Raw genomic sequence first — 24,824 nt, 5'->3', positions numbered from 1 at the left:
ACGCCGTGCACTGAACATGCTCCTGCGCATCCTTCACCGCACCGAATACGACTACCGGGGCAGCGTCGACATGGCGCAGCACATGGCGCACCTGCGGCCGGTGGACACGCCGCTGCAGCGGGTGATCTCGCACGAACTGCGCATCACCCCCGAACCGGCCGCGCGCAGCGAAACCACCGATGTCTTCGGCAATACGCGCAGCTTCTTTTCCCTGCAGTCCACCCACAGTGTGCTCACGGTGGAGGCCGACAGCCTGGTCGAGACCCACGCGCCATTGCCCTTGCCCGAGGGCACTCCGTGGCGCTGCATGAGCTGGGAACGGGTGCGGGAGCACTTCCGCTACCGCGCCAAGGCCCCGTTCGACGCGGCCAGCGAATTCCTGTTCGCGTCCCCTCACGTACCTCGCGACGACCGTTTCGCCGCCTTTGCGCGGCCTGCGTTCACGCCCGACCTGCCCGCGCTGGTGGCCGCGCGCGCGCTCATGGAGCGCATCCACACCGAGCTGATCTACGAAAGCGAAAGCACCGAGGTCAGCACCCCTGCGCTGGAGGCACTTGAACAGGGCAAGGGGGTGTGCCAGGACTTCGCCCACATCATGCTGGGATGCCTGCGTACGCTGGGTCTGCCGGCGCGCTATGTCAGCGGCTACCTGCTCACGCGGCCACCCCCGGGCCAGCCGCGCCTGATCGGGGCCGACGCCTCGCACGCCTGGGTATCGGTGTACGTGCCCGTGCCCGCCAGCGCCGCAGCGGACGGTGATGACGGTGCGGCGACGCCCAGCGGAGCGTGGTTCGACTTCGACCCCACCAACAACCGCTGTGGCTGGGGCAGCCCGGGCGAGGACTACGTGACCCTGGCCATCGGCCGCGACTTTGCCGACGTGTCCCCGATGCGGGGCGTGATCCAGAGCGGCGCCGGACACGAGCTCGCGGTGGCGGTGACGGTCGCGCCACCCGATGAGCTGGACCGGCTGCAGGCGTCTGAAGACAGCTGAGCGGCGATCTCATTTGCGGGGCCATGAAAGCCCCTCATGCAGGGCCTGATCGCAAGGGCCGTCGATAGAATGAAACGCCCAGCTACCAGGAGTCTTTCATGAGCGTCCACGACCAGTTGTCCCGCCTCGGCATCACGCTGCCTCCCGTCTCGGTGCCGGCCGCCGCCTACGTGCCCTTCGTCCAGACCGGCAAGCTGATCTTCCTCAGCGGCCACATCGCCCGAAAGGACGGCAAGCCCTGGGTGGGCCAACTGGGCCTGACCATGACCACCGACGAGGGCAAGGCCGCGGCCCGCGCCGTGGCCATCGATCTGCTGGGCACGCTGTCCGCAGCCTGCCTGGCCGTCGGCAAGAGCCTGGACGACGTCAAGCGCATCGTCAAGGTGCTCAGCCTGGTCAACTCCACCCCCACCTACACCGAGCAGCACCTGGTCACCAACGGTTGCAGCGAACTCATCGGTGAAGTCTTCGGCCCGGTGGGTGCGCACGCACGCAGCGCGTTCGGCGTGGCGCAACTGCCCATGGGCGCTTGCGTGGAAATCGAGCTGATCGCGGAGATCGAATAACCTCCTGCGCGCCTTCGGCGCGCCCCCGCTTTGGAAGGCGGCGATGCCCGGGGCCGACGGAGCCGGACCCTTGGCATCTCTGGATCAGGCACTTCGCGCCGGCAAGCTTGCTGAAGTGTCGCGGCTCACTTCTTCTTGCGCTCGTTCGCGCGCCGCACCTGGCGGCTCTGCGTGGCTTTGGCCGCCGCCTGTTCCCGGGCGGCGCGCCGCCGTGCGAAGTGGCGTGTTGCAAAACGCGCGACGCCAAAGGACAGCGCCGCCAGCACCGCCGCGATCACCACCCCGGCCCATTCCCCGTTGTCCATCTTCAGTTCCCCTGTTCCAGGAAGATTTCGAAACGTGCCAGTTCCTCGTCCAGCGCCCGCTGGAATCCTGCGTCCCGCGCACGGGCTCCCGCAAATCCCAACTGGTGCCGAAGATGGCCGCGTTCCACACGCATGTTGGCCCAGCCCACCACCTGCTCGCCCCACAGCACGGGCAGCGCGTAGTGGCCCATGGTGCGCTTCGCGGCCGGTACGTAGGCCTCGAAGCGGTAGGCCCAGCCCCACAGCATCTCGAAGCGCCGCCGGTCCCAGACGACGGGATCGAACGGTGCGAGAAAGCGCAGGCCCTCACCGGGCTGGTGGCGGCGCGAGACCGGGTTTTCATCCGCCGGCCAGAACCAGGTGGTGCCATCGACCACGGCATGACCGTAGCGCTCGCGGGCCGCTTTCACCACCGCACGGGCTTCAACCGAAAGATGGGGAGCCCCGTAGCGCAACAGCGTCACCAGGTAGCCCAGGCTGGGTGAAGGGATCGGTGCGTACAGCGCCACGATGGCGTCGACCAGCGCCTGGGCACGCGCCAGGCGGGCCGATGGGCTCTCGTCCTGTTCGGCGTGCCTGATCGCTTCGTACACCCGCGTGCCGGATTCGCGGCGGCGCACGCGCAGCCAGCCGTGGTGGTGCATGTGCTCGAGCAGGCGGGTGCTCGCATTGAGCTCGCCACCCCAGTACCCGGGCACGCGGCCGTGATGCACAAAGACTTCGCCCACTTCACGGGGATGCACCGCGCCGCGCTCCCGCACGAAGTCCAGCACCTCCCGCGCGCGGCGCACCGTGGCCTCGTCCCAGGGCTGGCGCGGCGTGCGCGGGTGCAGCAGGGCCAGCATCTCGCGCGGCACGAAGCCGTAATTGACAAAGGCGTCTTCCTCGATCGCCAGTCGCTCGTAGCGGCGCTCCAGGTCACCCGCGCGGTAGTCGCGCACGCGCTGGAAGAGGATGAGGTCCTGCGCACGGGCGGGTGCGCGCATCGGGTCGGCCTGCACGAAACCCAGCCGGCGGATGGCCGCCGGCAACGTCACCGGTTTGAACAGGCTGCGCGCTATTGCGTAGCGGCGCAGCTCGGCCAGCGTGGGCGAACGCGCCATGCCGGCCTCACTCCACCCGGGTGATTCGATGGGGCTTGAAGCCCAGGTCCGCTGCCTTGCCCTTGCGCGCGCGCGCGGCACGCGCGTTGTTCAGGCTGCGGATCTCCAGCGTTTCCTCGCGCTCCTTGCCGCCGCGCCCGATACCTTCGATCTTCACGCTGCGCGTGTAGGCGGCCGCACCGGCCAGCGTGTCCTTGGGCTCGAGGTCGATCAGCATCAGGCCGCGACCGCCCTTTTCCATCAGCTTGAGTTCGCTGATTTCGAAAGTGAGGATGCGTCCGCCCGTGGAGGCACAGCACACGTGCGTGGCAGGCGCCAGCGGCTGACCGCCCGAGGAAAACGCAGCGTGCGACGGCGCGCACGGGGTTTCTCCCGCGCCCAGGTTCAGAAAGGTCTTGCCCCCGCGCTGGCGGGAGACCATGTTCTCCACCGTGGCCAGGAATCCGTAGCCACCCGAGCTGGACAGCAGCAGCGCCGCGTTGGCCGGGCCGGCGAAATAGTGCAGCGGCTGCGTGCCGCTGTCCAGGTCGATCAGCGTGGTGATAGGCTGGCCGTCGCCGCGCGCGCCGGGCAGGCTGGCCACCGGCACTGAGTAGACGCGGCCGTTGCTGCCAAAGGTGATGAGCGTGTCTACCGTGCGGCATTCGAAGGTGCCGTACAGGCCATCGCCCGCCTTGAAAGCGAAGCTGCCCGCCTCGTGGCCGTGGCCGGTGCGCGCGCGCACCCAGCCTTTGCTGGAGACCACCACGGTCACCGGCTCGTCCACCACCTTGATCTCGGCCACGGCCTTCTTTTCGGCCTGGATCAGCGTGCGGCGCGGATCGGCGAAGGTCTTGGCATCGGCCTCGATCTCTTTGACCATCAGGCGCTTGAGGCTGCCGGGATTGCCGAGAATGTCTTCGAGTTTGCCCTGCTCCTCGCGCAGGTCCTTGAGTTCCTGCTCGATCTTGATGGCTTCGAGGCGCGCGAGCTGGCGCAGGCGGATTTCGAGGATGTCCTCGGCCTGCCGGTCGCTGAGTTTGAAGCGCTCGATCAGCGCGGCCTTGGGCTCGTCGCTCTGGCGGATGATCGCGATCACCTCATCGATGTTGAGCAACACGAGCTGCCGCCCTTCCAGGATGTGGATGCGATCGAGCACCTTGGTCAGGCGGTGCTGCGAGCGGCGGGTGATGGTGCCCTGGCGGAATTCGATCCACTCGGTGAGCATCTGCCGCATCGACTTCTGCGTCGGCCGCCCGTCCAGGCCGATCATGGTGAGGTTGATCGGTGCCGAGGTCTCCAGGCTGGTGTGGGCCAGCAGTGCGGTGATGAGTTCCTGCTGCTCGATGCGGCTGCTCTTGGGCTCGAACAACAGGCGCACCGGGGCGTCCTTGCTCGACTCGTCGCGCACGCCGTCGAGCACCATGAGGATGCTGGCCTTGAGCTGCGTCTGCTCCTGCGTCAGCGCCTTCTTGCCCGCCTTGACCTTGGGGTTGGTGAGCTCCTCGATTTCCTCCAGCACGCGCTGCGTGCTCACGCCCGGCGGCAGCTCGGTCACCACCAGCTGCCACTGGCCCCGCGCGAGGTCCTCGATCTTCCAGCGCGCGCGCACCTTGAGGCTGCCGCGGCCGCTGCGGTAGGCGTCGGCGATGTCGCCCGCCGGGCTGATGATCTGGCCACCGCCGGGGTAGTCGGGCCCCGGCATCAGCGCAAACAGCTCGTCGTCCGCCAGCCTGGGGTTCTTCACCAGCGCGATGCAGGCATCGGCCACCTCGCGCAGGTTGTGACTGGGGATTTCGGTCGCCAGACCGACGGCGATGCCCGAGGCACCATTGAGCAGATTGAACGGCAGGCGCGCGGGCAACTGTTTCGGCTCGATGGTGGAGCCGTCGTAGTTGGGCACTAAGTCCACCGTGCCTTCTTCGATTTCGTCGAGCAGCAAGGTGGTGATCTTCGCCAGCCGCGCCTCGGTGTAGCGCATGGCCGCGGCGCCGTCGCCGTCGCGGCTGCCGAAGTTGCCCTGGCCGTCGATCAGCGGATAGCGCTGCGCGAAGTCCTGCGCCATGCGCACCAGTGCGTCGTAGGCGGCCTGGTCGCCGTGCGGGTGGAAGCGACCGAGCACATCGCCCACCACACGCGCGCTCTTGACCGGGCGCGCGGCCGTGTTGCGGTTGGGCCCGCTGAAGCCCAGCCCCATGCGGTCCATGCTGTAGAGAATGCGCCGTTGCACCGGCTTCTGGCCGTCGCACACGTCGGGCAGCGCGCGGCCTTTCACGACAGAGAGTGCGTATTCGAGATAAGCGCGCTGGGCGTAGTTCGCGAGGTTCAGGCCGTCGTCCGGTTCGGACAGTGGCAGTTCAGGGGTGATCAGATCGGACATGGATGTTCAAACTCAGATATCGATTTCCACCGAGTCGCCGTGCAACTCCATGAGCTCGCGGCGCGAGGCGGCTTCGCCCTTGCCCATGAGCTTGGTGATGAGGGCCTCGGTGCCGGCGAAGTCGATCGCGCCGAGCACCACGGGCATGAGGCGGCGCGTGTCGGGGTTGAGCGTGGTGTCCCACAGCTGCTCCGCGCTCATTTCGCCCAGGCCCTTGAAGCGGCTGATCTGGCACTTCTCTGGCGCCACGCCGTCCTTGCCACATTTGTCCAGGATGGCGTGCAGTTCGCCTTCGTCCAGCGCGTACTGCTTGGCCGCGGGCTTCTTGCCGCGCGCGGGAATGTCCACGCGAAACAGCGGCGGGCGCGCCACGAACACGTGACCGGCTTCGATGAGTTTCGGAAAGTGCCGGAAGAACAGGGTGAGCAGCAGCACCTGGATGTGCGAGCCGTCGACGTCGGCGTCGGACAGGATGCAAACCTTGCCGTAGCGCAGGCCCGAGAGGTCGGGCGTGTCGTTCGGGCCGTGCGGATCGACGCCGATGGCGACCGCGATGTCGTGGATCTCGGTGTTGGCGAACAGGCGGTCGCGCTCGACCTCCCAGGTGTTGAGCACCTTGCCACGCAGCGGCAGCACAGCCTGGCACTCCTTGTCGCGGCCCATCTTGGCGCTGCCACCGGCCGAATCGCCTTCGACCAGGAACACCTCGTTGTGCGCCAGGTCCTTGCTCTCGCAATCGGTGAGCTTGCCCGGCAGCACGGCCACGCCCGAGCCCTTGCGCTTCTCGACCTTCTGGCCCGCCTTCTGCCGCGACTGCGCGGCCTTGATGGCGAGTTCGGCGAGCTTGCGGCCGTAGTCCACGTGCTGGTTGAGCCAGAGTTCCAGCGCCGGGCGCACGAAGCTGCCGACCAGGCGCACGGCGTCGCGCGAGTTCAGGCGCTCCTTGATCTGGCCCTGGAACTGCGGGTCCAGCACCTTGGCGCTGAGCACATAGCTGGCGCGCGCGAACACGTCCTCGGGCAGCAGCTTCACCCCCTTGGGCAGGAGCGCGTGCAGTTCGATGAAGCTCTTGACGGCCTGGAACAGGCCGTCGCGCAGGCCGCTGTCGTGCGTGCCGCCGGCGCTGGTGGGAATGAGGTTGACGTAGCTCTCGCGCACCGGCTGGCCGTCTTCTGTGAAGGCCACGCACCAGGCCGCGCCCTCGCCTTCGGCAAAGCTGTCGTGCCCGCTGTCGGCAAAGCCTTCGCCCTCGAACAGCGGGATCACCGGGTCGCCGGTCAGGGTCTGCTGCAGGTAGTCGCGCAGGCCGCCCTTGTAGAGCCAGGTCTGCACGTCCTTCGTCTTTTCGTTGACCAGCGTCACCGTCACGCCCGGCATCAGCACCGCCTTGCTGCGCAGCAGGTGGGTGAGCTCGGCCATGGGCAGCGTGGCGGATTCGAAGTATTTCGCGTCGGGCCAGGCGCGCACGGTGGTGCCCTGCTTGCGGTCGCCCTCGCCCCGAGGAGCCAGTGCCAGGGGTTCGGTCACGTCCCCGCCTGAGAACGCCAGCCTTGCCACCTGGCCGTCGCGGAAGCTGGTCACCTCCAGTCGGGTGGAGAGCGCATTGGTCACGCTCACACCCACCCCGTGCAGGCCACCGGAGAAGCTGTAGGCGCCGCCCTTGCCCTTGTCGAACTTGCCGCCCGCGTGCAACCGGGTGAACACGAGTTCGACCACCGGGGCCTTTTCCTCGGGGTGCAGGCCGAACGGAATGCCCCGGCCATCGTCCTCCACGCTCACCGAATGGTCAGTGTGCAGCGTGACCTTGATCTTCTTGCCATGCCCGGCCAGGGCCTCGTCGGCCGCGTTGTCCAGCACTTCCTGGATGATGTGCAGCGGGTTGTCGGTGCGGGTGTACATGCCCGGGCGCTGCTTGACCGGCTCCAGCCCCTTGAGGACGCGGATCGAGCCTTCGGAATATTCGTTGGGTGTTTGGATCGCCATGGGGGCGGATTGTATGCCCGCCGACCCGAAACCACTGTATACAAATACAGATAGACACCCGCGCCGAGCGACCCATGCGTCCGGATCATCAATCCCGGCGTCCGATGTCAAGGGTGCGGCAGGCAAGCCGGCGGCTTCTTCGCTACATTTCCCGGATGTCTTCAACGCCACACCCTGCCCCCGTACCGTCCATACCTCGCCTGTCGGCCCTGCAGGTGCTCGCCTGCGGTGCCCTGATCGTCACGCTGTCCATGGGCATCCGCCACGGCTTCGGGCTGTGGCTGCAACCGATCACCCAGGCCCAGGGCTGGACGCGCGAGACCTTCTCGTTCGCGCTGGCCATCCAGAACCTCTCCTGGGGCGTGTTCGGCATCTTCGCCGGCATGGCGGCCGACCGCTTCGGCGCCTTCCGCGTGCTGATCGGGGGCGCGCTGCTGTACGGGCTGGGCCTGGCCGGCATGGCGCTGAGCACCTCGTCCCTGGGCTTCGCGCTCACCGCCGGCGTGCTGATCGGCGCGGCCCAGGCCGGTACCACCTACGCGGTGATCTACGGCGTGATCGGCCGGCAGATTCCGGCCGAAAAGCGCTCCTGGGCCATGGGCGTGGCCGCGGCCGCTGGCTCGTTCGGCCAGTTCCTCATGGTGCCGGTGGAGGGCTGGCTCATCAGCAGCTTTGGCTGGCAGGAAGCGTTGCTGTTCCTGGGCGCCGCGGTGCTGCTGATCGTGCCGCTGGCCCTGGGCCTGCGCGAGCCGGGTTTCACCGGCGGCGTGGCACCCATGCGCGAGCAGACCATCGCGCAGGCGCTGCGCGAGGCGTTCCGCTACCGCAGCTTCCAGTTGCTCATGGCCGGCTATTTCGTCTGTGGCTTCCAGGTCGTCTTCATCGGCGTGCACATGCCCAGCTACCTCAAGGACAACGGCCTGTCCCCCCAGGTGGCGAGCTATGCGCTCGCGCTCATCGGTCTGTTCAACGTGGTCGGCACCTACGCCGCCGGTGCGCTGGGCCAGCGCCTGGCCAAGCGCCACATCCTGGCTTTCATCTACTTTGCGCGCGCCGCCGTCATCGCGGTGTTCCTGATTGCGCCGCTGTCGCCGATGAGCGTGTACATCTTTGCCAGTGTCATGGGCCTGCTGTGGCTCTCGACGATCCCGCCCACCAACGCCGTGGTGGCGCAGATCTTCGGCGTGGCCCACATGTCGATGCTGGGCGGCTTCATCTTCTTCAGCCACCAGATCGGCAGCTTCATGGGCGTGTGGCTGGGTGGGGTGCTCTACGACCGCACCGGCAGCTATGACATCGTCTGGTATCTCGCGATCGCGCTGGGCGTCTTCGCCGGCCTGATCAACCTGCCGGTGCGCGAGACACCGATCGTGCGCGAACCACTGCGCGCGGGGGCCCCGGCTTGAGACCCCTGGCCACGCGCGTTCTGGTGTGGACTGCGGTGGTCGCGGGCCTGCTGGCCACGCTGGCGCTGTACCAGCGACCCGAATTCCTGGTCAGTCTGGCCGACCAGCTCTGGAGCTGTTTCTGATGCACGGCACAGAGGCGCCGTCGGCCTGGGTACGGCGCTGGTCGCACCTGGTGCCCACGGGCGGCTCGGTGCTGGACGTGGCCTGCGGGCACGGCCGCCACATGCGCTGGTTCGCGCAGCGCGGCCACGCCGTCACCGGCGTGGACCGCTCGCCGGAGGCCATCGAATCGGTGCTGCCGTTGGGGCGGGCGGTGCGGGCCGACATCGAGAACGGCCCTTGGCCCTTCGAGGGCGAGCGCTTCGACGCCGTCGTCGTCACGAACTACCTCTGGCGCGCGCTGCTGCCCACCCTCGTGGCCAGCGTGGCCGAGGGTGGCGTGCTGGTGTACGAAACCTTTGCCGACGGCAACCAGAGCGTCGGCAAGCCCTCGCGGCCCGACTTTCTGCTGCAGCCGGGCGAACTTCTTCAGGCCGCCGCAGGTCTGCATGTGGTGGCGTACGAAGACGGCTTCTGCGATCGACCCGAACGCTTCGTCCAGCGCCTGGCGGCGGTGCGAAAACGACCGGAAACACCCGTGTTGCCCCCTAGGTATCCGCTGGATGCCACTGGGTAGAATGCAAGGTTCGCGCGCGCTGGCCGTCCCCAGGGAACGGAGCCAGAAGGACGCCCCCCAATCAAGTCTGTACCTATGACACCCATCACCGGCAGCATCGTGGCCCTGGTCACGCCCATGCATGAAGACGGCAGCGTCGACTACCCCACGCTGCGCAAGCTGATCGACTGGCACATCACCGAAGGCACCGATTGCATCGGCGTGGTCGGCACCACCGGCGAATCGCCCACCGTCTCGGTGGAGGAGCACTGCGAGATCATCCGGGTCTCGGTCGAGCAGGCCAGGACGCATGGCGCCAGACGCGTGCCCATCATGGCTGGCTGCGGTGCCAATTCCACCGCCGAGGCGATCGAGCTCGCGCGCTTCGCGCAGAGCGTGGGCGCTGACTGCCAGTTGCAGGTCGTGCCCTACTACAACAGGCCCACGCAGGAGGGTCAGTACCAGCACTTCAAGGCGATTGCCGAAGCCGTGGGCGACCTGCCCACCGTGCTCTACAACGTGCCCGGGCGCAGCGTGGCCGACCTGCAGCACGACACCGTGCTGCGCCTGGCACAGGTGCCCGGCATCGTCGGCGTCAAGGAAGCCACCGGCAACATCGAGCGCGCGCAGTGGCTGATCCGCGAGGTACCCAAGGGTTTCGCTGTCTATTCGGGCGACGACCCGACCGCCGTCGCGCTCATGTTCTGTGGCGGGCAGGGCAACGTGAGCGTGACCGCCAACATCGCGCCGCGCCTGATGCACGAGCTCTGCGTGGCCGCGATCGCGGGCGATGTGAAGCGCGCCATGGCGATCCAGTTCCAGCTCATGCCGGTGCACAAGCACCTGTTTGCCGAAGCCAATCCGATTCCGCTCAAGTGGGCCATGGCCCGCATGGGCCTGTGCAACGAGACCCTGCGTCTGCCCATGACGCCGATGTCGCGCTCCCTGGTACCCACGGTGGAGGGTGCGCTGCGAGACAGCGGCCTGCTTTCCTGATGCGGCGTGCCAGCGCCTCTACGCGACCGACCCTTCTTCCTGACGAGCCCCCCAACATGTCCATCCGCACCCCGATCCCGACCCTGCACTCCGCGGCACAGCCAACGTGCAATGCCCTGGCCCGACTCGGCCTGCTGGCCGCAGCGGCCCTGCTGGCCACGGGCTGCTCGATGCTGCAGGAGGACAAGATCGACTACAAGAGCGCGCAGCGTGGCAGCACGCTGGATGTGCCACCCGATCTCACCCAACTCAGCCGCGATTCGCGCTACAACCTGCCAGGCTCGGTGGTCACCGCCAGCGGCTATGAAACGGCCCAGCCTTCGCAGGCCACGGCCTCCAGCACCGCCATGGCCACCGTGGGCGACGTCCGCATCGAGCGCGCGGGCACCCAGCGCTGGCTGGTGGTCAACCGCCCGGCCGACAAGCTCTGGACCCCGCTGCGCGACTTCTGGCAGGAGAACGGCTTCCTGCTGGACATCGACCAGGAGACGCTGGGCATCATGGAGACCGACTGGGCCGAGAACCGCGCCAAGCTGCCGCAGGACTTCATCCGTTCGACCATCGGCAAGTTGTTCGAGAACCTCTATTCCACCGGCGAACGCGACCGCTTCCGTACGCGCCTGGAACGTCGGGCCGACGGCGGCACCGAGATCTACATCAGCCACCGCGGCATGGTGGAGGTCTATTCCAGCAAGGACAAGGACCAGACGGTGTGGCAACCCCGCCCAGCCGATGTGGAACTGGAAATCGAGTTCCTGCGACGCCTGATGGTCAAGCTCGGCGTGAGCGAGGCGCAGGCGCAGGCGGTGGCCGCGAGCGCACCCGTGCAGGCCGCGGCCAGGGTCACCCAGGTGAACAACGCGCCGGTGGTGCAGTTCGACGACAACTTCGACCGCGCCTGGCGCCGCGTGGGCCTCTCGCTGGACCGCACCGGCTTCACCGTCGAGGACCGCGACCGCAGCAAAGGCCTGTACTTCGTGCGTTATGTCGAGCCCGTGGTCAATGCCAAGGAGCCCGGGTTTTTCTCCAAGCTGTTCGGCGCCTCCAAGGAAGAAGCGAGCACGGCGCGCTACCGCGTCTCGGTGCGCAGCGACGACAACAAGACCACCGTGGCGGTGCTCGACAGCCAGGGCCTGCCCGATGGCTCGGCCGCTGCGCAGCGCATCGCCAGGCTGCTTGCGGAAGACCTGAAGTAGATGCCCTGCGGGGCGCTGCCCCCGGATGCCACCGGAAAGAGCCGCCCGAGGGCGGCTCTTTTCATTCAGGTCCGCGATCCCTTGCTTCCGTTCACAAGCCCAGCGTCGAAGCCGGAAACGCAGGCGTGCCTTTCAGCCACCACTGCTGCAGCTGTTCCTGCAGGGCCACACGCCGCTCGGCGCTGCGGCTGGCCACCATGGTGCAGCGCACCGTGTCCAGCCGCTGGAGGGTCCAGACCGGAGACCACAGCAGGCTGGGCAGTTCCTCCACCGTGGCAGCGGGACAGGCCTGCGCCTCCACCAGGTGCGACCATGTCACCCGCCACTGCACAAAGCGGGGGTGCAGCTGGCGCAACACGCCGTACTCGCGCGCGAGCAGCTGCAGCGAGCGGCCCCGCGTCGACCAGGCATTGAGCGAGGCCACCACGTCGCGGTCGCCCAGGGGCCAGTCGGCAAAGTCGGCGTCGCACAGCACGATGCGCGGCCACCCTTCCCGCGCCGCCGTCTCGAAGGCCTGACGCACCAGATCCGCAAAGGCCTGGCGGCCCGAGAGCCGGCCTTCGGGCAGTGGCCCAGGCTCAGGCATGTCGGCGGTGGGGGCGGTGTCGGTCATGCAAGGCTCCAGTCCCGTATGACAGCGCGGTATCAGGCGGGTTCCACCCGATGCAGCCAACCGGCTTCGAACCAGTCCCGAAGCAGGGCCAGGGCGTCCGCGCTGGCGCGGACCACCTGGCGATCGCCCAGGCAGCGCTGGTCGGCCAGCGTGCGCATCAGTCGGGCGTCGGCGCCACCTGCGCGAAAGCTCTCGCCATTGATGAACACATGGTGATCGTCGTACATCATGCGCGTGCGCCGGTCCAGCCGCAAGGCGCCAGGCACCCAGGCCGCCGAGGCTTCGTCGAACCAGATGCGGGGCTTGGGTTCGGTCATGACTTCACCGAGCGCGCAGGCCAGCAACCCGCGCTCGCCCAGCAGGCGCTGCAGTGCACCGGCAGCAAATGCCTCAAGCGCGACCGGCATCGCCGCAGGGGTCGCGGTGGCCGGTTGCCGCGGGTCGCGGTAGAGCGTGGTGTCCTCGAACTCGTCGGCCATGCGCTGAAGCAACTCGCCCGCCAGCCCGCCGCGCTGGGGGGCACGGAAACCGATGGAATAGGTACTGCAATCACCGCCGACCGCGTCACCGTCGTGCGCCCAGCGCGGCGGCAGATACAGCATGTCGCCCGGATCGAGCACGTACTCTTCCTCCGGTTCGAAATGGCTCAGGATCTTCAGGGGAACGTCGGGCTGCAGCGAAAGGTCCTTCTGCCGCCCGATGCGCCAGCGCCGCTGTCCGGTGGCCTGCAGCAGGAACACGTCATAGCTGTCGAAGTGCGGGCCCACACCGCCGCCATCGCTGGCCCACGAGATCATCAGATCGTCGAGACGCGCGTCGGGGATGAATCGGAACTGCCGCAGCAACTCGTGCGCTGCATCCAGATGCTGATCCACGCCCTGCACCAGCAGCGTCCAGCCGCCCCGCCTGAGTGGGGGCAGGCTGGAGCGGGCCAGCGGCCCGTGCCTGAGGGCCCAGCCCCGTGGTTGGCGCACGATCAGGCGCGATTCGACCGCCTCGTCCGCGGCCAGATCGAACAGCGCCTGGCGGCTCAGCAGGGGCACCAGTCCGGGCATCGCGGCGCGGATCAACAGGGGCTTCTTCTGCCAGTGCCGGCGCATGAACTGCGCGGGGGAAAGGCCCCCCAGCAAGGCGCGGGGAAGATCGGGCGCCGCGGCATACGGCGAGGACGGGCTGGATTTGCGGACAGGGGGCATGGGACAATTGTCGGATGAAAATCAACCAACAATGCGTGGTGGCGCTGACCTGGACCCTCAAGGACACGTTGGGCGAAGAACTCGACGTGCTCGACGAGCCCGTGGAGTTCCTCATGGGTGGCACCGACCTGCTGGCCAAGATCGAGGAAGCCTTGTTGCACCACTCGGCGGGCGATACGGTCGAGCTGCACCTGGAGCCCACCGACGGATTTGGCGACTACGACGATCGCCTGTTGTTCCTGGAACCCCGCCACCTGTTCCCCGACGACATCGAGGAAGGCATGGGCTTCGAAGGCTTGCCCCAGGGCTGCAACCCGGCCGCGCCCAAGGACCGCCTGTACTTCGTCAGCGACATCTACCCGGATCACGTGGTGCTCGACGGCAACCACCCGCTGGCCGGCATCGCATTGCGCATCAGCCTGAAGGTGCACGCGGTGCGCGAGGCGCAGGAGAGCGAAGTGGGCAAGGGGAGCCTGGGCACGGGCTTCTTCCGCATGCAGGTGGATGCGCCCGACGAACTGCAGGGCCCTGGCCTGACGCCGCCCGGCCCGCACACGCTGCACTGAATTCGGAAACACCCCCGCCGCGCTGCGCGCGCCCCCCTCAAGAGGACGGCGCCTGCGGCCCGGCAGAGCCGGTTCCGCGGCACCTCTGGGCGGTACAGCCTCGTTCGCTGCGGGTTTCTCAGCCGCGACCGGTTGAACCGTAACCGCCTGCGCCGCGCTCGCTGGCGCTGGCAAAGTCACTCACCACATTGAAGCGGGCCTGCACCACGGGCACGATCACCATCTGCGCGATCCGCTCCAGTGGCTGGATGGTGAAGGCCACGTCGCTGCGATTCCAGGCGCTCACCATGAGCTGCCCTTGGTAGTCGCTGTCGATCAGGCCGACCAGATTGCCCAGCACGATGCCGTGCTTGTGGCCCAGCCCCGAGCGCGGCAGGATCATGGCCGCGTAGCCCGGATCGGCCAGATGAATGGCCATGCCGGTGGGCACGAGCTGCCAGGCATTGGGAGCGAGCGTCAGGGGTTCGTCCAGACACGCGCGCAGGTCCAGTCCGGCGCTGCCGGCGGTGGCGTAGGCCGGGAGCTGGTCCGCGATGCGCGGATCCAGCACCTTCACGTCAATGTGCATGCGCCGTTCGCTCCATACAGGTGGGCATTCATCAGTTCTTCTTGAGGCTGTTCTGAAGCGCCTTCATCGGGTCGTCGGCGTTCTGCTCCAGAGCGGGCGGCTCGGGCATCGCGCCCTCCTCGCCCTCCTCTTCCTCCGCGGCTTCTTCGGCAGCCTCATCCAGGCTGGGCATGTTGCGCAGCATGTCGGTCACGGCGGCATCATCTACCTTGACCGCAGCCTCCAGATTGCCGGTGACGATGGTGGGATTGAACACGATCACCGCCACCATGATGACCTGCAGGATGATGAAGGCGATCGAGCCCTTGTAGATCTGCGTGGTGGTGACAGCCGGGATGCGCTTGCCGGTCACCGCATCGTCGTAGTCCTCGCGCGCGGCCACGCTGCGCAGGTAGAACAGCGCGAAACCGAAAGGCGGCGTGAGGAACGAGGTCTGCAGGTTCATCGCCAGGATGATGCCGAACCAGATCAGGTCGATGTCCAGTTTCTCGGCAACAGGCGCCAGCAGCGGAATCACGATGAACGCGATCTCGAAGAAGTCGATGAACATGCCCAGCACGAACACCAGGAAGTTGACCACCAGCAGGAAGCCGAGCTGGCCGCCAGGCAGCTTGTCGAAAAGGTGTTCGACCCAGACGTGACCGTCGGCTGCGTTGAAGGTGAAGCTGAACACCGTCGAACCGATCAGGATGAACATCACGAAGATGGCCAGCTTGGTGGTGTTTTCCAGCGCCTGCTTGAGCAGCGAGAACGACAGCGTGCGCCGCGCACCCGCCATGATCAGCGCGCCCAGCGCACCCATGGCGCCGCCTTCGGTGGGCGTGGCCACCCCCAGAAAGATTGTGCCCAGAACCAGGAAGATGAGCACCAGCGGCGGGATCAGCACGAAGGTGACCCGTTCACACAGGCGCGAGAGCAGTCCCAGCCGGAACAGGCGGTTGAACAGCGCCAGCCCCAGGGCCAGGAAGGCCGAGACGGTGAGCGACATGATGAAAACTTCATCGCCCGGCGCGGGCAACTCACGCCCGAGGAAGGGGTTCATGATCGCCTCGTGCATCTGCGACCAGGCATAGCCCGCGGCTCCGCACAGCACCAGCAAGGTGACCAGCGACACATGACCACTGGCACCGCTGGGCTCGACATAGATGCGGGCCTCCGGCGGCAGCGCCGGCACCCACTTGGGCCTGACGATGGCAACGGCCGCGATGAACAACAGGTAGAGACCGACCAGCAACAGTCCGGGAACCAGCGCACCAGCGTACATGTCGCCCACCGAACGCCCCAGCTGGTCGGCCAGCACGATCAGCACCAGCGAGGGCGGCAAGGCCTGCGCCAGCGTGCCCGAGGCGGTGATGGTGCCGGTGGCGATGGTGCGGTTGTAGCCGTATCGCAGCATGATGGGCATGGCGATCAGGCCCATGGAGATCACCGACGCGGCTACCACGCCGGTGGTGGCCGCCAGCAGCGCACCCACCAGCACCACGGCCACGCCCACGCCACCGCGCAGCGGACCAAACACCTGGCCCACCGTTTCGAGCAGGTCCTCGGCCATGCGGCTGCGTTCGAGGATGATGCCCATGAGTGTGAAGAACGGAATCGCCAGCAGCGTGTCGTTCTGCATGATGCCGAACACGCGCAGCGGCAGCGCCTGAAAGAGGTTGGGCGGAAAGAGCTCCAGCTCCATGCCGATCAGGCCGAAGAACAGGCCGGTGGCGGCCAGCGAGAACGCGACCGGAAAACCGGCCAGCAGGAAGAGCAGCAGCCCCGTGAACATCACGGGCACGAAGTTCTGTGCGAGCAGTTCCATCATGACGCGGCCCCTGCCTTGCGGGTCTTGTCCTGCGCGGCAATGTCCGCGGCCAGCTGCTGGATCTCGTCAGGCCCGGTGTGGCTCAGGGCGTCCGGGCCGTTGCCGGTCAGGAAGGCAAAGCGCTTGATCAGCTCCGAAGCACCCTGGAGCATCAGCAGCGCAAAACCGAGTGGAATGAGACCGTACACCGGCCAGCGGATCAGGCCACCCGCGTTGGACGACATCTCGCCGGTTTCCCATGCGCGCTCGAACAGCGGCCAGCCCAGGGTCATCATCATGTAGCAGAGTGGAAACAGGAAAATCACGATACCGGCGACATCGATCCAGTTGCGCGTGCGCGCGCTGAACCGGCCCGACACGAAGTCGATGCGCACGTGGGCGTTGCGCAGGAAGGCATAACCACCACCGAGCATGAACACAGCGGCGAACAGGTACCACTGGACTTCCAGCAGGCTGTTGGAGCTGACGCTGAAGATCTTGCGCACGATGGCATTGCCCGCGCTGATGAGGGTGGCGGCCAGAATGAACCACATGGCGAGCTTGCCGATGAGTTCGGCCAGGGCGTCGATGAGTCGGGATATCTTGAGCAGGAGCGACATGGGAATTCCCATCTGAGAAAGGCCTGTGCGGCCAGCCGCAAAGTCTAGTGGGCATGCCCGTCCGAGACTGAACCCGGGCTGACGGCCAATGCCATGGAACGGCAGCGACAACCCGTCCGGGCAGTCCGAGCAAAAAGCCCCGCGAGGGCGGGGCTTCTTGTCGGACGCCGGGACCGCTTAGAGCTTGGCCCTTTGCATGTAGTTGTCGAACTGCGCTTCGGTGAAACGGAACCAGAGGTTCTGGTCCTTGCGGAAGGCCGAGTAGTCCGAGTAGATCTTCTTCCACTTCGGGTTCTTGGTGCTGATATCCGCGTAGAGGGCCATGGAGTTCTTGAACGCCGCGTCCATCACGGACTTGGGGAACGCCAGCACCTTGGTGCCCGAGGCCACCAGCTGCTTGAGCGCGCCGGGGTTGAGAGCGTCGTACTTGGCCTGCATGGTGGTGTGCGCGATGGCGGCGGCGCATTCCACGATGGCCTTGTTCTCGGGCGACAGCCCCGCATAGGCCTTGTTGTTGACGTACAGCGAGAGCTGCGGGCCACCTTCCCACCAGCCGGGGTAGTAGTAGTACGGCGCGACCTTGTTGAAGCCGAGCTTCTGGTCGTCGTACGGACCCACCCACTCGGTGGCGTCGATGGTGCCTTTCTCCAGCGCCTGGTAGATCTCGCCACCCGGGATGTTCTGCGGCACACCGCCCATGGTGGTGAGCACCCGGCCGGCAAAGCCGCCGATGCGCATCTTCAGGCCCTGGATGTCCTTGAGCGACTTGATTTCCTTGCGGTACCAGCCACCCATCTGCGCACCCGTGTTGCCCATCGGGAAGTTCACGATGTTGTAGCCCTCGTAGAACTCGCGGAACAGCTTCATGCCGTTGCCTTCGTACATCCAGGCCGTCATCTGGCGGCTGTTGAGGCCGAAGGGAATGGCGCAGTCCAGGGCGAAGGTGTCGTCCTTGCCGAAGAAGTAGTAGGGCGCGGTGTGGGCGCACTCCACGGTGCCTTCCTGAACGCCGTCGACCACGCCGAACGCGGGCATGAGCTCGCCACCGGGGTGCACGGAGATCGTGAACTTGCCGCCGGACATTTCGCCCACTTTCTTCGCGAAGACGTCGGCAGCGCCGTAGATGGTGTCGAGCGCCTTGGGGAAGCTCGAGGCCAGACGCCAGCGGATGGCGGCCTGGGCATGCACGGCAGGCGCGGCGCCAGCGGCGAGCACGCCAGCAATGCCGGCATGCTTGATGAGGGAACGACGATCCATATTGATTGACTCCGTGGTTGGTATGTGAATACACCCGGCCCAGCAAGACAGGCAGGAGACTTGTCAGTCAAAGGGCATTGTAGGAAGCCCCTACCGCAGGGATTCGGGGGTTTTCCCTCGAAGAAAGGCCTGCACGGGCCAAGCGTTCAGCCTCTTGCAAGCTTCGCGACCGGGGTCGGCGAAGCCTCGTCGGTCAGCTCACGCGCTTGAGGCCAGGCGACGCGTGCAACAAGGAGCCGAAGCGCTTGCGCACCGAGCCCTCGATGCCGGCCGCGTCCAGGCCCTCCATGGCGAGCAGCCGGGCCGGGTCACCGTGCTCGATGAAGGTGTCGGGCAGGCCCAGCTGCAACACCGGCAGCGTCAGTCCCTCGGCCTGCAAGGCTTCGAGCACAGCCGCGCCCGCCCCGCCCTGGATGCTGCCCTCTTCCACCGTCACCAGGGCCTCGTGGGTGCGCGCGAGCTCGCGCAGCAGATCGAGGTCGAGCGGCTTGACCCAGCGCATGTTGGCCACGCTCGCGCCCAGCACCTCGCCGGCCGCCAGCGCGGGCTGCAGCAGCGTGCCGAAGGCCAGGATGGCGACACCACGGCCCTGGCGCCGGAGTTCACCCCGGCCATAGGGCAGGCCCTGGAGATCCACGGGCCGCGCCACGCCGGCACCCGCACCGCGCGGATAGCGCACGGCCACTGGGTGGTTCTGCTCGAACGCGGTGCTGAGCAATTGCCGGCACTCGGCCTCGTCGGCCGGGCAGGCCACCGCCATGTTGGGAATGCAGCGCAGGTAAGCGATGTCGTAGGCACCGGCGTGGGTGGCGCCGTCGGCACCCACCAGGCCCGCGCGATCGAGCGCAAACACCACGGGCAGGTTCTGCAGCGCCACGTCGTGGATGAGCTGGTCGTAGGCGCGCTGCAGGAAGGTCGAGTAGATTGCCACCACCGGCTTGAGGCCTTCGCAGGCCAGACCGGCGGCGAAGGTCACCGCGTGCTGTTCTGCGATGCCGACATCGAAGTAGCGCGCCGGGAATCGGCGTTCGAACTCGACCATGCCCGAGCCCTCGCGCATGGCCGGCGTGATGCCGACCAGACGCGGATCGGCCTCGGCCATGTCGCACAGCCACTGGCCGAACACCTGGGTGAAGGTGGTCCTGGGCGGCGTTGCCGGCTTGGTCAGACCCACCGAAGGATCGAACACGCCAGGGCCGTGGTACGCGATCGGATCGGCCTCCGCAAGCTTGTAGCCCTGCCCTTTCTTCGTCACCACGTGCAGGAACTGCGGGCCGCTGTCGGTGTCGAGCAGGTGGCGGATGTTCTCCAGCGTGGGAATCAGCGAGTCGAGGTCATGGCCGTCGATCGGGCCGATGTAGTTGAAGCCGAACTTCTCGAACAGGGTCGCGGGTACGACCATGCCCTTGGCGTGCTCCTCGAAGCGCTTGGCCAGCTCGAACAGGGGCGGCGCGCCCTTGAGCACCTGCTTGCCCACGTTCTTCGCCGCGGCGTAGAACTGCCCGCTCATGAGTTGGGCGAGGTAGCGGTTGAGTGCGCCCACGGGCGGAGAGATCGACATGTCGTTGTCGTTGAGCACCACCAGCAGACGGCCCTCGGCGACGCCCGCGTTGTTCAGGGCTTCGAAGGCCATGCCGGCGGTCATGGCGCCGTCGCCGATGATGGCCACAGCCTTGCGCTGGTCGCCCTTGATTTTCGCCGCCAGCGCCATGCCGAGCGCGGCCGAGATGCTGGTGGACGAGTGCGCGGTGCCGAAAGTGTCGTATTCGCTCTCGCTGCGGCGCGGAAAGCCGCTGATGCCACCGAACTGGCGCAGCGTGTTCATGCGCTCGCGCCGGCCGGTGAGGATCTTGTGCGGGTAGGTCTGGTGACCCACGTCCCAGACCAGCCGGTCCTCGGGCGTATTGAACACGTAGTGCAGCGCCACGGTGAGCTCCACCGTGCCCAGGTTGGAACTGAGGTGCCCGCCGGTGCGTGCCACGCTCTCCAGCAGGAAGGCGCGCAGTTCGGCGGCCAGCGGCGGGAGCTGCGCGCGCGTGAGACGGCGCAGGTCAGCGGGCGAGTCGATGGTCGACAGCAGGGAGCTCATGGGCAGGGGCGCTTGGGTCATGGGAGTATCGGGCCTGCGTGGCCCGTCAGGAAACGCGCCGCCCCACCCAGTCGGCCAGGGCGTGCAGGGTGTGGGCATGGCTGTGGTCGAGACCGCTGCGGCGCAAGGCATCGTGGGCCTGGTCCAGCACGCGGTCGGCATAGGCCTGCGCTCCGGCCAGGCCCATCAGGGAGACGAAGGTGGGTTTGTCGGCGGCGGCGTCCTTGCCTGCGGTCTTGCCCAGCGTGGCCGAATCCGCGGTCACGTCCAGGATGTCGTCCACCACCTGGAATGCCAGGCCCAGGCTGGCACCGTAGCGCGCGAGCAAGGCCTGCACGTCATGCGACGGCGTGCCGGTGGCCGCCCCCATCACCACGCTGGCCTGCAGCAGGGCACCCGTCTTGCGGCGGTGCATGGCTTCGAGCGAGGCGAGGTCCAGAGCCACACCGACACTGGCCAGGTCGACAGCCTGTCCGCCGGCCATGCCGTCGGCACCCGCCGAAAGCGCGAGCAGGCGGCACAGGCGCGCGCTCATGGCGTCGCCCACGCTGCCATCGCCGGGCACCAGCAACTCGAACGCCAGCGCCTGCAACGCGTCACCCGCCAGCAAGGCCTGCGCCTGGCCGAAGCGCACGTGCACCGTGGGCTTTCCCCTTCGCAGCACATCGTTGTCCATGCACGGCATGTCGTCGTGTACCAGCGAGTAGGCGTGGATCAGCTCCACGGCGCAGGCCGCGCGCAGCGCGGCCTCGTGGTGTCCGCCCACGGCCTCGCAGGTGGCCAGCACCAGCAAGGGGCGCAGGCGCTTGCCACCGTCGAGCACCGCATAGCGCATGGCATCGCCCAGCCCGGCCGGCGCGTCGGACGGCACCCAGCGCTCGAGCGCGCGCTCCACCGAGGCCTGCTGCGCGCTGCGCCATGTCACGAAAGCATCGGTGTCGGACAGCACGGCGTTCAAGCGGCATCCCAGGGCTTGAGCGTGCCACCTTCGAGCACCTTGATCTGGTTCTCGACCTCTTCCAGCCGGGTGCGGCAGAAGGCGAGCAGCTCGGCACCACGCTGGTAACGGGTCAGCAACTGGTCCAGCGGCAACTGGCCGGCGTCGAGCTGGGCCACCAGCTGCTCCAGCTCGTCGAGCGCCGCCTCGTAGCTGGCTGCGGCAGGTGGGGTGGAGGCCGCGCGCGGTGCACGGGAGGGGGAAGGTGTGGGCATGGATCCAGATTGCTGAGGCCCATCGCGGGCCACCAAGAGGGCTTCGTCGCGGGAGGCGCCGGACCTCGTCTCAACCGATCCCCGCGCCCTGCAGACAGCCTTGTGAAACGGGCATTTTATGCCCGGCAAGGGCTTTGCCCCCCGGGGTACAATCCGCGTTCTTTTTTTCTTCACTTCTCTTCACTACGGACAGTTCCTGTCCGGAGGGACGCACCACCCCACCCATCCCGCGCGAATTCGTCTGACGAGCACAGCGCTTACCCTGCCCCTTCATAGGGGGAGTCTCTAGGTCAGGACCACCATGTCTGATTTAAGTCTTCAACTGCAGCAGGCCGCAAGCCAACTTCCGGTTTCCAGCTATTTCAGCGAGGCGCTGTTCCAGCGCGAGAAGGAAACCCTCTTCCAGCGCGGGCCCCGGTATGTGGGGCACCAACTCGCGGTCCCCAACGTCGGGGACTACCACGCCCTGCCCCAGGAGGCCGGTGGTCGCGCGCTCGTGCGAACGGACAAAGGTGTGGAACTGATCTCCAACGTCTGCCGCCACCGCCAGGCCGTCATGCTCAAGGGCCGCGGCAACCTGGGCGAGTCGCGCAGCGGGCACGCCGGCGGCAACATCGTCTGCCCCCTTCACCGCTGGACCTACAGCGGCGCGCACGGCGCGCAGGCGGGCCAGTTGCTGGGCGCGCCACACTTCGAGCACGACCCCTGCCTGAACCTCAACAACTACCCACTGCGCGAGTGGAACGGCCTGCTGTTCGAGGACAACGGCCGCGACGTGCAGGCCGACCTGGCGAACATGGGGCCGCGCGCGGCGCTCGACTTCGAAGGCATGGTGCTCGACCATGTGGAACTGCACGAGTGCAACTACAACTGGAAGACCTTCATCGAGGTCTACCTGGAGGACTACCACGTCGCGCCTTTCCACCCGGGCCTGGGTGGCTTCGTCACCTGCGAGGACCTGCGCTGGGAATTCAAGCCTGATTACTCCGTGCAGACGGTGGGCCCGGCGAACCTGCTGGGCAAGGCCGGCAGCCCGGTCTACCAGCGCTGGCACGAGCAACTGATGCAGTACCGCCAGGGCCAGATGCCCGCGCACGGTGCGATCTGGCTCACCTACTACCCGCACATCATGGTCGAGTGGTACCCGCACGTGCTGACGGTGTCCACCCTGCACCCGGTGAGCGTGGACAAAACCCTCAACATGGTCGAGTTCTACTACCCCGAGGAAATCGCCGCCTTCGAACGCGAATTCGTCGAGGCCCAGCGCGCGGCCTACATGGAGACCTGCATAGAGGACGACGAAATCGCCGAGCGCATGGACGCCGGGCGCAAGGCCCTGCTCGCGCGCGGCGACAACGAGGTCGGCCCCTATCAGAGCCCGATGGAAGACGGCATGCAGCATTTCCATGAGTGGTACAGAGCGAAGATGTGCCCCCCCGCGCCGCCTGCGGCGTCATCCCCCCTGGGGGGCGTCACCAGCGGCCTGGCAAAGCCCGTTCCGCGGTGACTCTGGACGGCTACCGCTCGATCGTGGCGAACGCTCTTTTTCGCTGCGTGAGCGCGAGGTAGCCATGCACGCGCTCTGGATGCTGCTGGCCTCGCTGTTCTTCGCCAGCATGGGCGTGTGCATCAAATTCGCGTCGGCGCATTTCAACAGCTTCGAGATCGTCTGTTACCGCGGTGTCGTGGGTGTGCTCTTTCTGATCGGCATGACGCGCATGAACGGCGTGTCGCTGCGCACCCGGTTGCCCATGATGCATTTCTGGCGCAGCGTCGTGGGCGTGACGGCCCTGGCCGCGTGGTTCTATGCCATCGCCGCCCTGCCCCTGGCCACGGCCATGACGCTCAACTACATGAGCAGCGTCTGGATCGCGGCCTTCCTGCTCGGGGGTGCGGTGCTGATGCAGGGGCGCGACACCCCGGTGCGGCGGCAGGGCCCGCTGTTCCTGACCGTGCTCGCCGGGTTTGTGGGCGTGGGCATGATGCTGCGCCCCACGCTGGACGAACACCAGATGCTGGGCGCGCTCGTGGGCCTGCTCTCGGGCATCTTTGCGGCCTTCGCCTATCTGCAGGTGGCCGCGCTCTCCAAGGCGGGCGAGCCCGAAAGCCGCACCGTGTTCTATTTCTCCCTGGGCGCCGTGCTCGCGGGTGCACTGGGCATGCTGTTCACGGGCGCGAGCGCCTGGCACTGGCCCAGTGCCCTGTGGCTGCTGCCCATCGGCCTGCTGGCGGTGTTCGGTCAGCTCTGCATGACGCGCGCCTATTCGCGCGGTGCCACCATGGTCGTGGCCAACCTGCAGTACTCCGGCATCGTCTTTGCGGGCCTGTACGGCCTGCTCTTCTTTGGCGAGCAGTTGCCTCTGATGGGCTGGCTTGGCATGGCGCTCATCGTGCTCAGCGGCATCGTGGCCACGGTGCTGCGCAGCCGCGCCGTTCCCAACGCGCCAGCCGAGGAGCACTGAGCCCCTGCAGCACAATGCGCGCATGTACACGACCGTGATCACCGCCCCCCAGTTGCAGCAGCTCATGGCCAGCGGCGCGCCGTTGCGGGTGATGGACTGCAGTTTCGAGCTGATGAACCCCGCCGCTGGCGCGGCATTGTTCGAGGCCGGGCACATCCCGGGCTCGGCCCATGTGCACCTGGACCACCATCTGAGCGACAAGGCCGCGGCGGATCGCGCCAGCGGTGGGCGCCATCCGCTGCCCTCGCGCGCCACCTTCGCAGCGCGCCTGGGTGCCCTGGGTCTGCACAACGGCATGCAGGCCGTGGTGCTGGACCGCCAGGCCATCGCCACCAGCGGCCGCCTGTGGTGGATGCTCAAGTGGTGCGGACACGAGGCGGTGGCCGTGCTCGACGGCGGGCTGGCGGCGTGGGAGGCCGCAGGTGGCGCGCTGGTGTCAGGCCCGGCCGAGCCGCCCGCCCCCGCCCGATTCGAGTTGCGAGAGCCACTGGTGGACACGGCTTCCACCGAGCAGATCGCCAGCGCACTGGGCCGCCCCGGCCTCACGCTGATCGACGCCCGAGCGGCCGCGCGCTTTCGCGGCGAAACCGAACCACTGGATCCGGTCGCGGGCCACATCCCCGGCGCGCTCAACCGGCCCTTCAGCGACAACGTGCTGCCCGACGGCCGCTTCAAGCCCGCGGGCGAATTGCGCCGCGAGTTCGAGCGCCTGCTGGCCGGCCACGACCCGGCCAGCGTGGTGCACCACTGTGGCAGCGGCGTGAGCGCCGTGCCCAACTTGCTGGCCATGGAGATCGCCGGCCTGGGCCGCACCCGTCTCTACCCTGGCAGCTGGAGCGAGTGGTGCAACACGCCTGACCTGCCGGTGGCCCGGGGCTGACGAGGC

Annotated in this window: 24 protein-coding genes; 11 read left to right on the top strand and 13 right to left on the bottom strand. The window is 67.4% G+C overall.

Going from position 1 to position 24,824, the window contains the following annotated elements; all coding sequences use genetic code 11:
• Window positions 1-16 precede the first annotated feature (16 nt).
• Complete coding sequence (locus K5880_RS04905; protein WP_297649379.1) at window positions 17-994, top strand: transglutaminase family protein; 978 nt, start codon at window positions 17-19, stop codon at window positions 992-994.
• Window positions 995-1,092: 98 nt separating this feature from the next.
• Window positions 1,093-1,560 (top strand): RidA family protein, encoded by a 468-nt coding sequence (locus K5880_RS04900; protein ID WP_297649378.1) that lies wholly within the window; start codon window positions 1,093-1,095, stop codon window positions 1,558-1,560.
• Between the two features lie 125 nt (window positions 1,561-1,685).
• Here K5880_RS04900 and K5880_RS04895 read toward each other — a convergent pair whose 3' ends face one another.
• From K5880_RS04895 to K5880_RS04880, 4 genes are read right to left on the bottom strand one after another with little or no spacing between them, the layout of a single operon-like run.
• Window positions 1,686-1,865: a hypothetical protein gene (locus K5880_RS04895; protein ID WP_297649376.1), complete on the bottom strand. Its 180-nt coding sequence runs from the start codon at window positions 1,863-1,865 to the stop codon at window positions 1,686-1,688.
• Between the two features lie 2 nt (window positions 1,866-1,867).
• On the bottom strand, window positions 1,868-2,968 hold the full coding sequence (locus K5880_RS04890; protein ID WP_297649374.1) for a crosslink repair DNA glycosylase YcaQ family protein: 1,101 nt from the start codon (window positions 2,966-2,968) through the stop codon (window positions 1,868-1,870).
• Between the two features lie 7 nt (window positions 2,969-2,975).
• A complete protein-coding gene (gene parC, locus K5880_RS04885; protein ID WP_297649372.1) occupies window positions 2,976-5,327 on the bottom strand; it encodes a DNA topoisomerase IV subunit A in 2,352 nt (783 codons plus the stop codon).
• A gap of 12 nt (window positions 5,328-5,339) precedes the next feature.
• Complete coding sequence (locus K5880_RS04880; RefSeq protein ID WP_297649370.1) at window positions 5,340-7,310, bottom strand: DNA topoisomerase IV subunit B; 1,971 nt, start codon at window positions 7,308-7,310, stop codon at window positions 5,340-5,342.
• A 155-nt stretch (window positions 7,311-7,465) separates the two neighbouring features.
• On the opposite strand from K5880_RS04880, the gene K5880_RS04875 reads away from it, so the two are divergent.
• The 5 genes from K5880_RS04875 to bamC all read left to right on the top strand — a co-directional run bounded on the left by K5880_RS04875 (window position 7,466) and on the right by bamC (window position 11,566).
• Window positions 7,466-8,716, top strand: coding sequence for an MFS transporter (locus K5880_RS04875; protein ID WP_297649368.1), 1,251 nt, complete (start codon window positions 7,466-7,468; stop codon window positions 8,714-8,716).
• Window positions 8,713-8,841, top strand: coding sequence for a hypothetical protein (locus K5880_RS04870; RefSeq protein WP_297649366.1), 129 nt, complete (start codon window positions 8,713-8,715; stop codon window positions 8,839-8,841). Before K5880_RS04875 ends, K5880_RS04870 begins: the two co-directional genes overlap by 4 nt.
• Window positions 8,841-9,395, top strand: coding sequence for a class I SAM-dependent methyltransferase (locus tag K5880_RS04865; RefSeq protein WP_297649364.1), 555 nt, complete (start codon window positions 8,841-8,843; stop codon window positions 9,393-9,395). The genes K5880_RS04870 and K5880_RS04865 overlap by 1 nt, the downstream gene beginning before the upstream one ends.
• 75 nt (window positions 9,396-9,470) lie before the next feature.
• Window positions 9,471-10,370, top strand: coding sequence for a 4-hydroxy-tetrahydrodipicolinate synthase (gene dapA / locus K5880_RS04860; protein WP_297649363.1), 900 nt, complete (start codon window positions 9,471-9,473; stop codon window positions 10,368-10,370).
• 170 nt (window positions 10,371-10,540) lie between these two features.
• Window positions 10,541-11,566 carry an outer membrane protein assembly factor BamC gene (gene bamC, locus K5880_RS04855; protein ID WP_297649790.1) on the top strand — a complete coding sequence of 342 codons (1,026 nt, stop codon included), beginning with the start codon at window positions 10,541-10,543 and terminating at the stop codon, window positions 11,564-11,566.
• A gap of 91 nt (window positions 11,567-11,657) precedes the next feature.
• Here the strand turns inward: bamC and K5880_RS04850 are convergent, their stop codons facing one another.
• Together K5880_RS04850 and K5880_RS04845 are read right to left on the bottom strand one after the other, a co-directional pair.
• Window positions 11,658-12,179, bottom strand: coding sequence for a hypothetical protein (locus K5880_RS04850; protein ID WP_297649361.1), 522 nt, complete (start codon window positions 12,177-12,179; stop codon window positions 11,658-11,660).
• Window positions 12,180-12,211: 32 nt separating this feature from the next.
• On the bottom strand, window positions 12,212-13,375 hold the full coding sequence (locus K5880_RS04845; protein ID WP_297649359.1) for a cupin domain-containing protein: 1,164 nt from the start codon (window positions 13,373-13,375) through the stop codon (window positions 12,212-12,214).
• Between the two features lie 14 nt (window positions 13,376-13,389).
• Here K5880_RS04845 and K5880_RS04840 point away from each other — a divergent pair, with 14 nt between their 5' ends.
• Window positions 13,390-13,941, top strand: a complete 552-nt coding sequence (locus K5880_RS04840) for a peptidylprolyl isomerase (protein ID WP_297649357.1) — start codon at window positions 13,390-13,392, stop codon at window positions 13,939-13,941.
• A gap of 118 nt (window positions 13,942-14,059) precedes the next feature.
• On the opposite strand, the gene dut is transcribed toward K5880_RS04840, so the two are convergent.
• The 7 genes from dut to xseB form a co-directional block, all read right to left on the bottom strand.
• Complete coding sequence (gene dut / locus K5880_RS04835) at window positions 14,060-14,509, bottom strand: dUTP diphosphatase (protein WP_297649355.1); 450 nt, start codon at window positions 14,507-14,509, stop codon at window positions 14,060-14,062.
• Window positions 14,510-14,540: 31 nt separating this feature from the next.
• Window positions 14,541-16,316: a TRAP transporter large permease subunit gene (locus K5880_RS04830; protein WP_297649788.1), complete on the bottom strand. Its 1,776-nt coding sequence runs from the start codon at window positions 16,314-16,316 to the stop codon at window positions 14,541-14,543.
• A complete protein-coding gene (locus K5880_RS04825) occupies window positions 16,316-16,918 on the bottom strand; it encodes a TRAP transporter small permease subunit (protein ID WP_297649353.1) in 603 nt (200 codons plus the stop codon). Before K5880_RS04825 ends, K5880_RS04830 begins: the two co-directional genes overlap by 1 nt.
• Window positions 16,919-17,095: 177 nt before the next feature.
• Window positions 17,096-18,175 (bottom strand): TRAP transporter substrate-binding protein, encoded by a 1,080-nt coding sequence (locus K5880_RS04820; protein WP_297649351.1) that lies wholly within the window; start codon window positions 18,173-18,175, stop codon window positions 17,096-17,098.
• Window positions 18,176-18,368: 193 nt separating this feature from the next.
• Window positions 18,369-20,264: a 1-deoxy-D-xylulose-5-phosphate synthase gene (gene dxs, locus K5880_RS04815; RefSeq protein WP_297649786.1), complete on the bottom strand. Its 1,896-nt coding sequence runs from the start codon at window positions 20,262-20,264 to the stop codon at window positions 18,369-18,371.
• Window positions 20,265-20,310: 46 nt separating this feature from the next.
• Window positions 20,311-21,189 carry a polyprenyl synthetase family protein gene (locus tag K5880_RS04810; protein WP_297649784.1) on the bottom strand — a complete coding sequence of 293 codons (879 nt, stop codon included), beginning with the start codon at window positions 21,187-21,189 and terminating at the stop codon, window positions 20,311-20,313.
• Between the two features lie 29 nt (window positions 21,190-21,218).
• Entirely contained in the window at window positions 21,219-21,476 is a 258-nt protein-coding gene (xseB, locus tag K5880_RS04805; protein WP_297649349.1) for an exodeoxyribonuclease VII small subunit, read from the bottom strand.
• 301 nt (window positions 21,477-21,777) lie between these two features.
• Here xseB and K5880_RS04800 point away from each other — a divergent pair, with 301 nt between their 5' ends.
• From K5880_RS04800 to K5880_RS04790, 3 genes are all read left to right on the top strand, one after another.
• Entirely contained in the window at window positions 21,778-22,983 is a 1,206-nt protein-coding gene (locus K5880_RS04800) for an aromatic ring-hydroxylating dioxygenase subunit alpha (RefSeq protein WP_297649347.1), read from the top strand.
• A 64-nt stretch (window positions 22,984-23,047) separates the two neighbouring features.
• On the top strand, window positions 23,048-23,938 hold the full coding sequence (locus tag K5880_RS04795; RefSeq protein WP_297649345.1) for a DMT family transporter: 891 nt from the start codon (window positions 23,048-23,050) through the stop codon (window positions 23,936-23,938).
• A 22-nt stretch (window positions 23,939-23,960) separates the two neighbouring features.
• Complete coding sequence (locus K5880_RS04790; RefSeq protein WP_297649343.1) at window positions 23,961-24,818, top strand: sulfurtransferase; 858 nt, start codon at window positions 23,961-23,963, stop codon at window positions 24,816-24,818.
• Window positions 24,819-24,824: the final 6 nt, after the last annotated feature.

The organism is Hydrogenophaga sp., assembly GCF_025699295.1.
Classification (GTDB): domain Bacteria; phylum Pseudomonadota; class Gammaproteobacteria; order Burkholderiales; family Burkholderiaceae_C; genus Hydrogenophaga.
The sequence above is the reverse complement of the archived record's forward strand: the minus strand, read 5'-3'. Positions and strand labels throughout refer to the sequence as shown.

Coding starts and splice junctions, on each gene's coding strand:
- K5880_RS04905 (WP_297649379.1), top strand. CDS start 17: ATGCTCCTGCGCATCCTTCACCGCACCGAATACGACTACCGGGGCAGC.
- K5880_RS04900 (WP_297649378.1), top strand. CDS start 1,093: ATGAGCGTCCACGACCAGTTGTCCCGCCTCGGCATCACGCTGCCTCCC.
- K5880_RS04895 (WP_297649376.1), bottom strand. CDS start 1,865: ATGGACAACGGGGAATGGGCCGGGGTGGTGATCGCGGCGGTGCTGGCG.
- K5880_RS04890 (WP_297649374.1), bottom strand. CDS start 2,968: ATGGCGCGTTCGCCCACGCTGGCCGAGCTGCGCCGCTACGCAATAGCG.
- parC (WP_297649372.1), bottom strand. CDS start 5,327: ATGTCCGATCTGATCACCCCTGAACTGCCACTGTCCGAACCGGACGAC.
- K5880_RS04880 (WP_297649370.1), bottom strand. CDS start 7,310: ATGGCGATCCAAACACCCAACGAATATTCCGAAGGCTCGATCCGCGTC.
- K5880_RS04875 (WP_297649368.1), top strand. CDS start 7,466: ATGTCTTCAACGCCACACCCTGCCCCCGTACCGTCCATACCTCGCCTG.
- K5880_RS04865 (WP_297649364.1), top strand. CDS start 8,841: ATGCACGGCACAGAGGCGCCGTCGGCCTGGGTACGGCGCTGGTCGCAC.
- dapA (WP_297649363.1), top strand. CDS start 9,471: ATGACACCCATCACCGGCAGCATCGTGGCCCTGGTCACGCCCATGCAT.
- bamC (WP_297649790.1), top strand. CDS start 10,541: ATGCTGCAGGAGGACAAGATCGACTACAAGAGCGCGCAGCGTGGCAGC.
- K5880_RS04850 (WP_297649361.1), bottom strand. CDS start 12,179: ATGACCGACACCGCCCCCACCGCCGACATGCCTGAGCCTGGGCCACTG.
- K5880_RS04845 (WP_297649359.1), bottom strand. CDS start 13,375: ATGCCCCCTGTCCGCAAATCCAGCCCGTCCTCGCCGTATGCCGCGGCG.
- K5880_RS04840 (WP_297649357.1), top strand. CDS start 13,390: ATGAAAATCAACCAACAATGCGTGGTGGCGCTGACCTGGACCCTCAAG.
- dut (WP_297649355.1), bottom strand. CDS start 14,509: ATGCACATTGACGTGAAGGTGCTGGATCCGCGCATCGCGGACCAGCTC.
- K5880_RS04830 (WP_297649788.1), bottom strand. CDS start 16,316: ATGGAACTGCTCGCACAGAACTTCGTGCCCGTGATGTTCACGGGGCTG.
- K5880_RS04825 (WP_297649353.1), bottom strand. CDS start 16,918: ATGTCGCTCCTGCTCAAGATATCCCGACTCATCGACGCCCTGGCCGAA.
- K5880_RS04820 (WP_297649351.1), bottom strand. CDS start 18,175: ATGGATCGTCGTTCCCTCATCAAGCATGCCGGCATTGCTGGCGTGCTC.
- dxs (WP_297649786.1), bottom strand. CDS start 20,264: ATGAGCTCCCTGCTGTCGACCATCGACTCGCCCGCTGACCTGCGCCGT.
- xseB (WP_297649349.1), bottom strand. CDS start 21,476: ATGCCCACACCTTCCCCCTCCCGTGCACCGCGCGCGGCCTCCACCCCA.
- K5880_RS04800 (WP_297649347.1), top strand. CDS start 21,778: ATGTCTGATTTAAGTCTTCAACTGCAGCAGGCCGCAAGCCAACTTCCG.
- K5880_RS04795 (WP_297649345.1), top strand. CDS start 23,048: ATGCACGCGCTCTGGATGCTGCTGGCCTCGCTGTTCTTCGCCAGCATG.
- K5880_RS04790 (WP_297649343.1), top strand. CDS start 23,961: ATGTACACGACCGTGATCACCGCCCCCCAGTTGCAGCAGCTCATGGCC.